This window comes from Marinobacterium halophilum (genome assembly GCF_003014615.1).
Taxonomy (GTDB): domain Bacteria; phylum Pseudomonadota; class Gammaproteobacteria; order Pseudomonadales; family Balneatricaceae; genus Marinobacterium; species Marinobacterium halophilum.
This window is the reverse complement of sequence record NZ_PYGI01000002.1, coordinates 159,478-172,927: the sequence shown is the minus strand read 5'-3', so window position 1 is coordinate 172,927 and position 13,450 is coordinate 159,478. Positions and strand designations below refer to the sequence as shown.

The following is a 13,450-nucleotide window of genomic DNA, read 5'->3' as shown; positions in this document are numbered from 1 at the left end:
CAATGTATGGAAACATAGACGCTCAATGTCAGGGCTGCAAACGGCAAATCGTTAATTTAGAGTGGCCATACCAGCAGCAGCAGCGGAATGCTGATGACGACCACGAGCACCGAAATCGGCAATCCCAAACGCCAGTAATCGCCGAAGTTGAAGCCGCCAGGCCCCAGTATCAGCGTATTGTTCTGATGCCCGATCGGGGTCAGGAAAGCGCAGGATGAGCCGATGGCAACCGCCATCAGGAAGGCATCGGGCTGAGCGCCCAGCGCTGCGGCGGTCCCCAGCGCGATCGGGCACATGGCGGCGGCGGTCGCGGCATTGTTGACCACGCTTGAAATCAGCATGGTCAGCGTCAGAATCAGACCGATCGCGATCAGGCCACTGCCTTGAGCCACATGCTGCATCATGAACTCAGCAATCAGGGTTGCGGTGCCGGTACTCTCCATGACGGCGGCCACGGGCATCAGTGCGCCGAGCAGAATGATCACCGGCCAGTCGATGGCGTCATACACTGAGCGCAAAGGTACCGTGCGCAGCGCCATTGAGGCCAACACCCCGGCAGCAAAGGCGATGGCGGTGGGCAACAGTGCGAACGCTGCCGTAGCGACTGCCGCCAACATGATCAGGGTTGCGGTCAGAGCCTGGTTGCGGTCGGGGATACGCAGCTCCCGTTCTGCCAGCGGAATACAGCCATTATCCGCGACGAATTCAGCCAGCGCTTCCTCTGAGCCCTGCATCAACAGCAGGTCGCCAGCTTTGATTTTCAGTGTGCGCAGACGCGCCCGAGAGCGAGAGCCCTCGCGTGATACCGCCAACAAATTGAGGCCGTAGCGGGTCCGCAGCCCAATGTCACGGGCTGAGCGTCCCTGCAGTGGCGACTCCGTACGTACCACCAGCTCCATCAGCATCACGCCATCGCCGTTGCTGTCCGCTTCGCGCTCCTCATCCTTTGAATCAGCATCCGCTTTGCGTGTGTTTTCATTCTCGGAGGGGGGCTCGGCCTCTTCCAATGCCAGTCCCAGAGCACTGAGCACACCGGCCATGGACTCCACGTCGGCTTCAATGACCAGAATATCCCCGGCCCTGATGCGGCGACCGGGGGAGGGTGCGTTGACGCTGACATTATTACGGATCAGGCGGATGACCTGGGCACCGCTTTCGTCAAGCTCCGCTTCCACTTCGCGCAAATACATGCCGGCAATCTTGCTGTTATCGAGTACGCGCGTCTCGGTGATATAGGCACCGGTCTCGAAGCCCTCAGTGCCCGGGTTCTTGCGGGCGGGTACCAGCCGCCAGCCCAGCAATGCGATGAACAACACACAAAGCAGGGCAAGCGGCAGACCGACCGCCGTAAAATCGAACATCTCGAAGCCACTGCCAATACTTTCCTTGCGAAAGCCGGACACGATCAGGTTGGGTGGGGTGCCGATGAGTGTCGTCATGCCTCCCAGAATGGTACCGAAGGCCAATGGCATCAGTACCTGCCCCGGGGTCAGGTTCAGGCGTCCCGACAGCTGTACGGCCACCGGCATCAGCAGTGCCATGGCACCGACGTTATTCATGAAACCGGACAGGAAGGCACCGAGTGCGGTCAGCGCAGCAAGGCTGAGCAGCGTGCCGGCCTTTTTCGGCAATGCATGGCGGGCGAGGATATCCACCGCACCGGATAGCTGCAGACCTCGGCTCAGTACCAGTACACAGGCAACGGTGACCACTGCCGGGTGGGCAAAGCCAAGAAAGGCGTTCTGAGCATCAATCAGGCCCGTCAACACGCAGCCCAGCAGGGCAGCGCCCGCGACCATATCGTGCCGCCAGCGGCCCAGGATGAACATCACCATGGTGGCCAGAAGAATGAAGAGGATCAGCAGTTGGTCCTGGGTCATCATGTAGGCTCTTGTCGTTGTTAAGTCATGTCCCTATCAGCCTGAACCAGCACAGCGCGGTCGGCCAGTGTTTTGAGTGAAACCGGTACCAGCGCATCAACGTTTTGGCAGGGCTTCAAAACCGGCGATGACATCGAACAGCTCCTCGTCGATGCCGTCCTGACGTTCACGATGAAAGCTCATGCTGAGTATTTCCAGACGTTCGCCGATGTTGGTGTCGGCGCGCTGCATCGCGCTCAGGCGGCTCGCATTCTCGCTGGCCAGCGATTCGGCACAGGCGCGAAACAGGGAGACGAACAGATATTCGCGGATCAGCGCCTGCAAGGTTGAGGTGTCGGCCCCTAGTACTTCGGGCAGATTGTCGCTCGGCCAGTGCCGCTGGGTCAGTTGCTGATACCAGTGTGCATCCAGTGGCAACAGGTGCTGACTCGTGGGTGAATAGGTTGTCGCAGGCGTGGGCTGGTTGTAAAACAGACGGAGCCCGCTGATTTCGCCTCGGCTGATGCGTGCTTCACTTTCCGCCAGAATCTGTCCGACCAGCAGGGTAATCGCCTGCACGGAACCGGGGACGCCGAAGTCCCCCGCCGGTGGCAAACCTGCATCGGCCAAGTTTGCATGTACGCGTTCGCCCACGGCCCATACGAGCGGGCGGGGTGACTGATCCGCCAATGCTTGCAGAGCATGGTTGGCCACCACATCATTGAATTGCCCCACCAGCCCCTGATCCGAGCCGAACACGACAACCCCAGCGGGCGTTGTCGTGCCGGATAGGGTTTCAAGGCCGAGGGGATGCTCGCTGGCGACGTTACGCAAGCAGACGCTCAACCCCAGTTCCACACTATGGGCATAATCTGCCAGCGCCTGCACGGCCTGTTCGTATTGGTTGATACTCGAAGCAGCCAGAGCTTTCATGGTGCGGACCACGGCCTGAAGGTCGGTGGCGCTGTTGATCTGACGGCGCAGGTCGGCAGAGGAATGACTCATGAGGGCGCTCCGGGCAGGTTGTCCAATGCGGCTTGGGCGAGGGCGATGATCGCCGTGCGATCCTGATCACGAAGGCGCTCGGCACCGTCTAACCGTTGCTGCAGGGCATCGGGCAGCGCGGTACCGGCCTCGCGCACCGCCTGCTCTGCATCGGCCATTCGCTCCATCGGGATGGGGTCGAACAAGCCCTCGATCAGGGCCAGCAGTACAGTGATCTGAGCGGGCATCGAAACCGGTGCGCCTTCAGCCTGTTTGAGGCAGGCGCGAATACGCTGTCCATGCTCGATCACCGCGCGGCTGTGTTCATCCAGACGGGCACCGAAGCGGGCGAAGGTTTCCAACTCCTCGAACTGGGCATAGGCCAGCTTCAGATCACCCGCTACCGCGCGGTAGGCCGGTTGTTGCGCTTTGCCGCCCACCCGCGAGACCGATTGGCCAACATCGATGGCCGGTAACACCCCCAGTTCAAACAAAGAGGGTGACAGATAGATCTGGCCATCGGTGATCGAGATCAGATTGGTCGGAATGTAGGCTGACAGGTTTTGGGCTTCGGTTTCAATGATCGGAAACGCGGTCAATGAGCCGCCGCCGCACTCCGGTCGCAGGCGGGTGGCACGTTCAAGTAGCCGCGAATGGATGTAAAAAATGTCGCCGGGGAACGCCTCCCGACCGGGAGGACGCCGCAGCAGCAGTGACAGCTCGCGGTAGGCGCGGGCGTGGTGGGTCAGGTCATCGTAAACGATCAGCAGGTCACGCCCCTGCGCCATAAAATACTCGGCGATGCTGGTGGCGGCATAGGGCGCGATGTAGGTCAGCCCCGGCGGGTCGTTGCCTTCGGTCAGCACCACCACGCAGTAGTCCATTGCATCGTGCGCCTGCAGCGTGGCCACGACCTTGGCTACCGCCGAGGCACGTTGGCCGATGGCGCAATAGATACAGAGTACATCCTTGCCGCGCTGGTTGAGGATGGTGTCGATGGCGATGGCGGTTTTACCGGTCTGGCGATCACCCAGGATCAACTCACGCTGTCCACGGCCGACCGGAATCAGCGCATCAATTACCTTCAGGCCGGTCTGCAGCGGGACTGTGACCGGCGCACGGTCCATGATCGGCGGTGCCGGACGTTCTATGGGCAGGCGTGCCTCGGTGGCAATGGCTCCGAGGCCATCGAGCGGCCGACCGAGCGGGTCGATCACACGTCCTGGCAGCCCCGTACCGACGCAGACATCCATCACCCGCCCGGTGCGCTCGACAGCGTTGCCGGCCTGCAGATGCCGGTATTCGCCCAGCAGCACTACGCCGATCTCGTCTTCGTCCACGTTGAAGGCGATGCCGAACACGCCGTCACCAAAGCTGACCAGCTCATCGGCACCGACGCCGGGCAGGCCGCTGACCTGCGCAATGCCGGTGGACAGGCGGGTGATCCGGCCCATTTCCTGGGTGCCAAGCTGCGGCACGAAGGTTTCACGTCCCTGTTTCAAGTCGGCAAAGGCACGTATAAACGTGCTCCGCAGATCCTCGGCTGAAGCATTCATGGCCGTGGTTCCGGTACTGAGTGACGTGCCAGCAGGGTGCTGACGCGGGTGTCCATTGCGGCCAGATAATCGGCGATGTTCCACCCCAGTTTGCGGCCGTTGATACTGAGTTCGAGGCCGTTGATCAGCGTGGGAGTGGTGGCAAACTGCACGGATACCGCAGTAGCAAACAGCACGTCAACGGCCGCCTGTATCGACTGGCGTTGTGGCGGCGGCAGCTCGAAGGTGCTGCGCACCCATACCGGACCGGGGCTGGCATAAAAAGCACTGATCAGTTGGTCACGGGTGGCGGTGTCCAGATGTTGCAGGCGTTGCACGAAGACCTCGCACATGCGCGCTTCCAGCGTGGTATCGGACAGGTCGCCCAGCACTTTGCGGCTGATGGCGAACACCTCATCCCGAGTGAGTCTGGACAGCTCGGTTTTGAACTGTAGATACTCCTGTGCCAGCGCATCCCGGTGCTGCTGGCTCAGCATGTCGGCTGCCTGTTGTGCGTCGGTCAACAGCTGGGTGCGCCGCATCTCTGCCTCTGCCTCTGCCGCTTTCAGCAGCGTGTCGCGTTGCTGATCCAGAGCGCTACTCCTGTGCCTGAAGTCGTCGCGTGCCCGTTCCGCCTCGGCGCATTTCGCCGCCGCATCGGCCAGCTCGGTGGCGATCCGCCGTTCCCGTGCATCAATGGCATCGAGAATCGGCTGATACAGAAAACGCTTCATCAACCCCACCAGAATGAGGAAGTTGATCAGCTGGGCGACGACGGTGAACCAGTCGATCAGCATGGTTCAGCGTCCTGCAGCAAGCGCGAGCGCGTAGTTCCAGAACGGATTGGCGAACAGAAGGATCATCGATACCACAAAGCAGTAAATGGCTGTGGATTCGATCATCGCCAGCCCCACAAACAGGGTTCGAGTAATGGTGGCTGAGGCGTCGGGCTGCTGTGCCAATGCACTCAATGCAGTGGCGACGGCTCGCCCTTCGGCCAAGGCCGGTGCCATGGTGCCGAAACCGGTGGTCAGACCGGCGATGGTAATCGAAATCAGGGCGATAAGTGTCATGCTATCCATGGGACTTCCTTGCGTTGATCAGTCGAGCATTCATGCTGCGTCACCTGCTGTGGGCGAGGTGGTGCGGCTACGGACTTGCGTCGCTGCGGCAATGTAGACCGCTGCCAAAATGCTGAAAATGTACGCCTGTACCATGCCTGTGAGCAGACCGAGCAGGGTCATGACAATCGGAAAGATGAAAGGGGTAATGCTGAGCAGAATGGCGATGATCATGGCGCCGCTCATCATGTTGCCAAACAGGCGGACGGCCAGCGCCAGAGTGCGTGACAGTTCGCTGATGAGGTTGAACGGCAGCATGAGAAACGTAGGCTGTACATAGGACTTGAGGTAATTGACCCACCCCTGTTCAGCGATGCCAAACAGGGGGACGGCCACAAACACGCATAACGCCAGCGCCACCGTGGTCGACAGGGATCCGGTGGGGGGCTGATAGCCGGGGACAATGGTGAGCAGGCTGGCGCTGGCGATGAACAGGAATAGCGTGCCGAGAAAGCCAAGATAGGTCTGCGGGTGTGTCAGGCCGACCTCTTCGATCTGTTTCATGATTGTGGTGACGATTATTTCCAGCAGGTTTTGCCAGCGCGAACGGGTCAGTCCACTGGACAGACGGCGGGTGATCAACCAGGCGCCAAGGGTCAGCATCAGCATCAGTCCCCAGGTGTACAGGATAGTGGCGTTGAGGTGGACGATGCCGTACTGCCAGAACAGGGTCTCATCAGGACTAAGGGGCATGGCCGTTCTCCTGTAGTGGCAGCACATGTCTCAGGGACGGGCCGAGCACCCGCATCAGAATCAGGCGTGCGATGACAAATCCCAACAGGCACGCCAGCATCCGTTGCCATTGACCATCCGCGACCCAATAAAACCCCGCGAGGGTGATACTCATCCGCAGCAGCAGGCTGGTGATAAACAACAGGGCGGGGCGGGGCGAGGTGATGCCATGTCGAACAGTCCACCACAGGCCACCGAAGAACAGCATGCCCAGCCCCAGTCCTGCGGTTGCACACACCCCCCATATCAGCGTTTCACTCATGCTCATCCTCCTGCTCGTCGCGCATGGCCCGGTCCTCTTTGGCCACCCAATGCCAGGCGTTCAGGCAACCGATACAGAGCCCGGCCATCAATAGCGCCAATGTCCACGAGTAATGTCCCGGGCTGTGCTTGTCCAGCCAAAGACCGATGGCGGCGCCCAGCAAAGTTGGCACCACCACGGACCAACCGATCAGACCCATCATGCCCAGTCCAAACCACAGCCCCGGAGTTCGCTGACGCCGAGCCTTGAGCTTGCGCGTGGCCTTGGTGCCGACCTGATGGGCGAAATCCGGTGTCTTGTGCGTATTGTTATCAGGTCCGTCGGTCATTGCTCAGGCCCGCGAATCGACGCAGAAATCCGCTTTCCAGTTTTGCCATCACCGAACGCAGGCTACGTTCCTGCTCGTCCAGGGTCAGAAACTCTTCTGTCACCTGTTGGCGCAACTGCTCCAGGTCGGTTCCGGCCAATGCATGGCGTACCGATACGATGACGTCGGGCCCGGCCTTGATCAGTACGCCCTGATCCACCGCGATAAAGCGTTCGCCCTCGTCCTGTGAGTGGTAGATCAAAATGCCCGGCACCAGCGCGGCTACGCAATCCAGGCGGTGGGGCAGCAGCCCGAACGCCCCTGCGTCGGTTTCCGCCACAACCTCAGTCACCTCGCTGGCTTCGGCGAAGATGCCATAGGGCAGCAGCACCTTAAGGCTCATCGGCGACATGCGGGGCCTCCGTTGCAGCGTGTTTTTGCCTGGCCTCGTCCATCGTCCCGATCATGTACAGTGCGCTTTCCGGATAGTCCTCGAATTCATCACGCAAAATGCGTTCACAGCCATCCAGTGAATCGTCAAGGCTGACCAGTTTGCCGGTCATGCCGGTGAACTGCTCGGTGGTGAAAAAGGGCTGGGTCAGAAACCGCTCCAGTCGTCGCGCACGGGCCACCACCTTGCGGTCTTCTGACGACAGCTGCTCAAGACCGAGCATGGCGATGATGTCCTTGAGCTGTTCGTATTGTGCGAGGGTACGGCGGATCTCCTGGGCCAGCCGGTAATGGCGCTCACCGACGATCCCCGGTGTGGTCATCTTGGAGCTGGATTGCAGCGGGTCGATGGCCGGATAGAGCCCCTCGCTGGCGCGCTTGCGTGACAGCACAATGGAGGCGGAGAGGTGAGAAAAGGTATGCACGGCGGCCGGGTCGGTGAAATCGTCTGCCGGTACGTAGACGGCTTGAATGGAGGTGATCGCGCCACGGTCGGTGTTGGCGATACGTTCTTCCAGTTGCGACAGCTCGGTGCCCAGCGTCGGCTGGTAGCCGAGCCGTGAAGGCATCTGTCCCATCAGCCCCGATACTTCCATCCCGGCTTGAATAAAGCGGAAAATATTGTCGATCAACAGCAGTACATCGCGGTGCTCATCGTCGCGGAAGTACTCGGCCATGGTCAGGGCCGCATGACCGACGCGGAAGCGGCTGCCCGGGGGCTCGTTCATCTGGCCGAAGATCATCACCATGTTCGGCAGCACACCCGCCTGTTTCATCTCGCGGTACAGTTCTTCACCTTCACGGCAGCGTTCGCCAATGCCGCAGAAAATACTGACCCCCGCATGATGGCCGATCATGTTGTGGATCATTTCGGTCAGCAGCACCGTCTTGCCGACGCCTGCACCGCCGAACAGACCGGCCTTGCCGCCACGCTCAAGCGGCAGCAGTACATCGATCAACTTGATGCCGGTTTCAAACACTTCGGTATGCGTTGAGCGGCGCGCCAACGGTGGCGGCGGGTGGTGTACCGAACGCCACTGCACGTCAGTCAGCGGCGGCTCGCGGTCGATGGTGTTGCCGAACACATCAAACATGCGCGCCATAATGCCCTTGCCCACCGGGGCTTGCAGCGGCCCGCCACTGTCTTCGACCGGCATGCCGCGGGCCAGGCCTGAAGTGGGGGTCAAGGCGATTCCGCGCACATGGTGAGCATCGCGTTGAGCCAACACTTCAATCACGATCTGTTGCGCGTCACCGGCACGCAGCAACGAGTAGATAGTGGGCAGTTGGCGATCAAAACGGATGTCGACCACGCTGCCACGCACCGACACGACCTCACCGGTATTCATTTCATCGCTGTTGTGTTCCGAGTTCTGATTTGGCTTCATCAGACGGCACCTCTCAGCCCTGTGCGACGGTCCATCGCGTCTAGCAACGCAGGCCGCACCTGCTTGAGTCTAGCAGTATCCTGACGAGGTGCGGCTGGGCCAAGGTGGGTCGCTGCAGTCTGGCTACACTGAACCGTATTGAGCAACAAGGGGGAGCGGCGGAGTCCAGATCGGAAGTGGCACATCGGCTCTATGATCGCGGCGGCATTTGCTATCATGACTGCCGTTGTGATCACTTGAAGAGGGATGCCGGTACATGGCTGCAAAAGGACGTGTCAAAAAGTGGAATGCAGATAAGGGATTCGGTTTTATTCAACCGCTGGATGGCGGGGCTGACGTGTTCTTTCATGTCAGCGCGTTGCGTGATCGCACCCTGTTACCTCAGATCAACCAGCTGGTGACATACGTCCCCACGACCGACAAGGATAATCGGCCAAAAGCCGAAGGTGTCATGCTTGCAGGCAAAAGCGTGAAACGCCGGTCGCCGCAACATCGGGGTGCCGCCGATGTGGTAATGCCGGTGCTGGCGCTGTTCGCCGTTTTGGTGGTGGCTGTGTTGATGGAGTATTTGCCGTGGCAGCTGCCGTTGTTGATGGCAGTCTTGAGTGGAGTGACCTTTGTGGTCTATGCCATGGATAAATCGGCGGCCCAAAAAAACCAGTATCGTACGCCGGAGTCGACCCTGCATATGCTGGCATTGGTGGGTGGCTGGCCCGGTGCCCTATGTGCCCAGAAAATACTGCGGCACAAGTCGGTCAAGGCTGCTTTTCGTTCGGTGTTCTGGGGCACTGTCGTGGTCAACCTGGGCATGCTGGGGTTTCTGATGAGTTCAGCTGGTCGGCCGCTTTGGCAGGCTTTTCTGTAACATGGAAACCGTATGTTGAGACTGCATGTGGCCGGTTACCCTGAAAGTCTTTTCAGTGGCTACACTGTAAGCAATCTGAACAGTTGCTCGCAGCGTAACAGAGCAAACTGAAAGTTTTACCGGGAACCGTGCTTCTCAACTCCCCGGCTGTGCCGCAGCCGAACATAACCAGCGGTGAATTCCATGAAACTGTTCAAGGATTTGGTCGACGGCAGAATTCGATTCTATTGGTCCAGTACCCGCAGCGGTGCGCCGCTGAGTCCGATGATGGCAACCTTGCAGGAAGCGGAAGAATGGTGGAAAACCTTCCAGTTCTCCCAATACGAGTACACCGAGCGGCGCTGTTCGGTGTATGACCGGCGCAGTGATCATGACAAGCGCCGCCGCATGGCTGAAGGCAAGGGTAATGGTCATGGCCGGCGCTCAACTGATCAGCCGTTACGGGTTGAATGCAACTTGGCCGCCGCCAAAATTACATTACTTAGCCATATGGCGCAGGACCGGGCATTCAACTCTGTCTATCCGGTTTGAGTACTGCTGGCAAAACGCTTGCGAGACATTAGCCTTGCTGCAGGCTGATTCGTGCTCCTGTTTGCTGTCTGATTCGCAATGCGCAGACCTCTCATCATAAAATATCCCCGTATGGAAACATGAGCTTGCCTGCCGTCATCGCGGCGGTGGGTGAAAGTGTACGTGTATTCCTGTCCGCTCTTGCCCCGTTTCGGTACGCCTGTGGAGTGCTATGTCGTTGTTTACCGTTGATGATATTGAGTATATGGCTGATCACGCCACGTTTAAGCGTGGCTGGGTGTATTTCAGCGACGCGCGTGTCGAACAGGTCGGCCGTCCCGACGGCAGTAGCACGATCGAAGCTCGCGTTCGCGGCTCCGGTCATCATCTCTACAGCACCCGCTTACATGTGGATAACGGAAGGCTTGGTGGTGTGTGCAGTTGTCCGGTCGGACGTAACTGCAAGCATGCGGTAGCAACGGCACTGCAGTGGTTGTCGGTCGTGGACGAACCGAAAGCCTCATCGGCTGAAGCACTGACGCCGTGGCAGGCCTGGTGGGCGGATATGCCGCAGTCCGAAGATGCCGTTCCACAGCAACCGCAGCCCGGACGCATGCATCTGCTCTATTGCCTTCATGTCGACGCAGCCGGTGGCGTGGTACTGAGTCTGCGCAAGGGGTATTTGAAACAGAACGGAAGCTGGAGCCGTGTCACCGCATATGCGCCCGAGTTTTTCAGCATGTTCTATAACCCGCCCGAGTTCATGACGACCGACGATATTAAGGTACTCCGCAGCCTGCAGGGAGTTGAGCGCGACTATCGCGGCTTTGTGCTGGAAGGCGAGTTGGGTGGACGCTTGTTGGCCCGGCTGGCGCTGACCGGGCGGCTCGCCCATGAGTCTGAATCAAACCGGCTGGCGCTTGGGCCCGAACGGACGCTGGACTGGGCGTGGCAACAAGCGGAAGGCCAACATCAACTGTTACCCTTGCTGGATGGAACGCCGGGCGGGCCGTTGCTGGATGTTATTCCGTTGCATTATCTGGATGTGGAGCAAGGGCTAATCGGTGTGTTGCACTCACCTTTAGCAGCCTGTCGAGCCGTTCACTTGGCGGCGATGCCCGCGTTGTCTACGGCGGAAATGACACTGGCCTCGTTGCAGTTACGCCAACTGTTTGAACCGGCGCAGCTGCCTCTCCCCGACGAACCAGAGGTGCAAGAGGCGAATACGCCGGTACCCTGCCTGCGGGTGGTGGCCAGTGAAAATGAACAGGGTGTGCGCTTTCCGTGGATACAGGTCAGCTTCGCCTATGCGGGCTGTCAGGTTGAGCCTGACTATTATGCTGAACTCGGCACCGGACTCGTTCAGTTGCATGAACATGAAGGGCAATGCTGGCAGGTCATTCGGGATCAGGTTGCGGAAACGGCCGCACTGGAGCGATTGCGAGCCTTTGGATTCGATCTGCGCCCCCGTCACGGTGGATGGCAGCACCTCTGGATACCCCACAGGGAGAGTGCTTCGGCTTCACTGATGTTGTGGCAGCACTTTCTGGATGAGCACCTGCCAGTCCTGCAGGCCGACGGCTGGCAGGTGACGATGGACCCGAATTATGTCTTCAGAGTTCATGACAGCCGCTTTCAAATAGTGATCAAGGATGCGCCGGATAACTGGTTCGACTTCGCCCTGCAGCTGCCCATGGGCGATCAGCGGCTAAGTACGCAGGATGTGGTTGCCGCCTGGCTTGAAGAGGGGATGCCGCAAGAACTGGCATTGCCGGTGTCCGATGGCTGGGTACGCATTGATGCCCAGCCGTTGGCTGCGTTGCATGGCCTGATTATGGAGCTGTACCAGCAGGGTCAGCTGGAACAGCCGACCCGCTTGCCCGCGTTTCAGGCGGCCCAACTGGCCCCGCAGTTGTCCGGACATGAGGCGCTGGATGATCGTCAGGCCCCGTTGACGTGCCAGTTGATCGAGCAGCTGCAGGATTTTAACGGCCTGCAATCGGTGCCGGTACCCAAAGGGTTACGGGCACAGTTGCGCAGTTATCAGCAGCAGGGGCTGGAGTGGCTGCACTTTCTGCATCGCTACGGTTTTGGCGGTATCTTGGCCGATGATATGGGGCTGGGTAAAACCCTGCAGACACTGGCATTGATTCAGAGCCTGAAAGAACAGGGACAGCTGACGCAGCCCGCCATGGTACTGGCTCCGACCAGCCTGATGGGCAATTGGCTGCGTGAGGCGCGGCAGTTCACCCCCGAGTTGCGGGTGTGCCTGCTGCATGGGACTGACCGGATGCAGCATGTGGATACAATCGGCACCAGCGACCTGGTGGTGACCAGTTATCCACTGCTGCTGCGTGATATCGCACATTACCAAACACAATCATTCAGCCTGCTGGTGCTGGATGAGGCCCAGGCGATCAAGAACCCCAAGACCAAAATTTCCCGTCAGGTGCGCCAATTACGCAGCGGCATGCGTCTGTGCCTGACCGGTACGCCGTTGGAAAACCATCTGGGCGAACTCTGGGCGTTGATGGACTTTGCCCTGCCGGGCCTGTTGTCAGAGCAAACGCTGTTCAATCAGATCTACCGTCACCCGATTGAACAGGCGTCCGATAGCGACAGTCAGCAGGCACTGGCGCGTAAAGTCGCCCCTTTCATGTTACGCCGGACCAAAACCGCCGTGGTGGCCGAGCTGCCACCGAAAAGTGAAATCATCCAGTATGTGGAACTGGACGGGCGACAACGCGAACTGTACGAAGCGATCCGAGTCAGCATGGAACAGCGGGTACGCGATCTGATTGCCAGCAAGGGCCTGGCCCGGAGCCGGATCGAGTTTCTGGATGCACTGTTAAAGCTGCGTCAGGCGTGCATCGACCCGCGACTGGTCAAGCTGGAACAGGCGCAGGGTATCCAGCAGGGCGCCAAGCTGGAATGGCTGGCGGATAACCTGAGTGCGATGCTTGAAGAAGGACGCCGAATACTGATTTTTTCCCAGTTCACCCAAGTGCTGGGGCTGGTGGAAGAGCAACTCAAGGCACAGGGCGTCGGCTACAGCAAATTGACCGGACAGACGCGCAAGCGTCAGGAGGCGGTCGATCGTTTCCAGCGCGGTGATGTGCCTGTATTCCTGATCAGCCTGAAGGCGGGTGGCAGCGGGTTGAACCTGACCACTGCCGACACGGTGATCCATCTGGACCCCTGGTGGAACCCTGCCGTTGAACAGCAGGCTACCGACCGTGCCTACCGTATCGGTCAGGATAAACCGGTCTTTGTCTATAAACTGGTCGCCACCAACACCGTTGAAGAGCGTATTCAACATATGCAGCAACAGAAGCAGGCATTGGCCGATGCACTGTTCGACGCCACCGGACGTGCAGGCATGCCGACCGGGGTTGATCAGCTGTTGGAGTTGCTGGCTTGACGGCGGGTCTGAGATG

13 protein-coding genes are annotated in these 13,450 nt (G+C 59.6%); 3 read left to right on the top strand and 10 right to left on the bottom strand.

All coding sequences use genetic code 11. From position 1 onward, the window contains the following. Window positions 1-56: 56 nt before the first annotated feature. From CLV44_RS02160 to atpD, 10 genes are all read right to left on the bottom strand, one after another. Window positions 57-1,883 (bottom strand): SLC13 family permease, encoded by a 1,827-nt coding sequence (locus CLV44_RS02160; protein ID WP_245912567.1) that lies wholly within the window; start codon window positions 1,881-1,883, stop codon window positions 57-59. Between the two features lie 93 nt (window positions 1,884-1,976). Further along, the gene (locus CLV44_RS02155; RefSeq protein WP_106590462.1) at window positions 1,977-2,864 is read right to left on the bottom strand and encodes a F0F1 ATP synthase subunit gamma; all 888 of its coding nucleotides are present in this window, start codon (window positions 2,862-2,864) and stop codon (window positions 1,977-1,979) included. Further along, on the bottom strand, window positions 2,861-4,399 hold the full coding sequence (locus tag CLV44_RS02150; RefSeq protein WP_106590461.1) for an alternate F1F0 ATPase, F1 subunit alpha: 1,539 nt from the start codon (window positions 4,397-4,399) through the stop codon (window positions 2,861-2,863). The genes CLV44_RS02155 and CLV44_RS02150 overlap by 4 nt, the downstream gene beginning before the upstream one ends. Then, window positions 4,396-5,175 carry a F0F1 ATP synthase subunit B family protein gene (locus CLV44_RS02145; RefSeq protein ID WP_106590460.1) on the bottom strand — a complete coding sequence of 260 codons (780 nt, stop codon included), beginning with the start codon at window positions 5,173-5,175 and terminating at the stop codon, window positions 4,396-4,398. The genes CLV44_RS02150 and CLV44_RS02145 overlap by 4 nt, the downstream gene beginning before the upstream one ends. Window positions 5,176-5,178: 3 nt before the next feature. Continuing rightward, window positions 5,179-5,460, bottom strand: coding sequence for a F0F1 ATP synthase subunit C (locus CLV44_RS02140; protein ID WP_106590459.1), 282 nt, complete (start codon window positions 5,458-5,460; stop codon window positions 5,179-5,181). Between the two features lie 30 nt (window positions 5,461-5,490). Next, window positions 5,491-6,192, bottom strand: coding sequence for a F0F1 ATP synthase subunit A (locus CLV44_RS02135; protein ID WP_106590458.1), 702 nt, complete (start codon window positions 6,190-6,192; stop codon window positions 5,491-5,493). Continuing rightward, the gene (locus tag CLV44_RS02130) at window positions 6,182-6,493 is read right to left on the bottom strand and encodes an ATP synthase subunit I (RefSeq protein ID WP_106590457.1); all 312 of its coding nucleotides are present in this window, start codon (window positions 6,491-6,493) and stop codon (window positions 6,182-6,184) included. Before CLV44_RS02130 ends, CLV44_RS02135 begins: the two co-directional genes overlap by 11 nt. Continuing rightward, entirely contained in the window at window positions 6,486-6,821 is a 336-nt protein-coding gene (locus CLV44_RS02125) for an AtpZ/AtpI family protein (RefSeq protein WP_106590456.1), read from the bottom strand. Before CLV44_RS02125 ends, CLV44_RS02130 begins: the two co-directional genes overlap by 8 nt. Continuing rightward, window positions 6,805-7,212: a F0F1 ATP synthase subunit epsilon gene (locus CLV44_RS02120; protein ID WP_245912566.1), complete on the bottom strand. Its 408-nt coding sequence runs from the start codon at window positions 7,210-7,212 to the stop codon at window positions 6,805-6,807. The genes CLV44_RS02125 and CLV44_RS02120 overlap by 17 nt, the downstream gene beginning before the upstream one ends. Continuing rightward, the gene (gene atpD, locus CLV44_RS02115; RefSeq protein WP_106590455.1) at window positions 7,193-8,638 is read right to left on the bottom strand and encodes a F0F1 ATP synthase subunit beta; all 1,446 of its coding nucleotides are present in this window, start codon (window positions 8,636-8,638) and stop codon (window positions 7,193-7,195) included. The genes CLV44_RS02120 and atpD overlap by 20 nt, the downstream gene beginning before the upstream one ends. A gap of 256 nt (window positions 8,639-8,894) precedes the next feature. Between atpD and CLV44_RS17385 the strand changes: the two genes are divergently transcribed. The 3 genes from CLV44_RS17385 (at window position 8,895) to CLV44_RS02100 (ending at window position 13,434) form a co-directional block, all read left to right on the top strand. Further along, entirely contained in the window at window positions 8,895-9,503 is a 609-nt protein-coding gene (locus tag CLV44_RS17385; RefSeq protein WP_106590454.1) for a DUF1294 domain-containing protein, read from the top strand. A gap of 183 nt (window positions 9,504-9,686) precedes the next feature. Continuing rightward, a complete protein-coding gene (locus CLV44_RS02105; RefSeq protein WP_106590453.1) occupies window positions 9,687-10,034 on the top strand; it encodes a hypothetical protein in 348 nt (115 codons plus the stop codon). A gap of 211 nt (window positions 10,035-10,245) precedes the next feature. Next, the gene (locus tag CLV44_RS02100) at window positions 10,246-13,434 is read left to right on the top strand and encodes a DEAD/DEAH box helicase (protein ID WP_106590452.1); all 3,189 of its coding nucleotides are present in this window, start codon (window positions 10,246-10,248) and stop codon (window positions 13,432-13,434) included. Window positions 13,435-13,450: the final 16 nt, after the last annotated feature.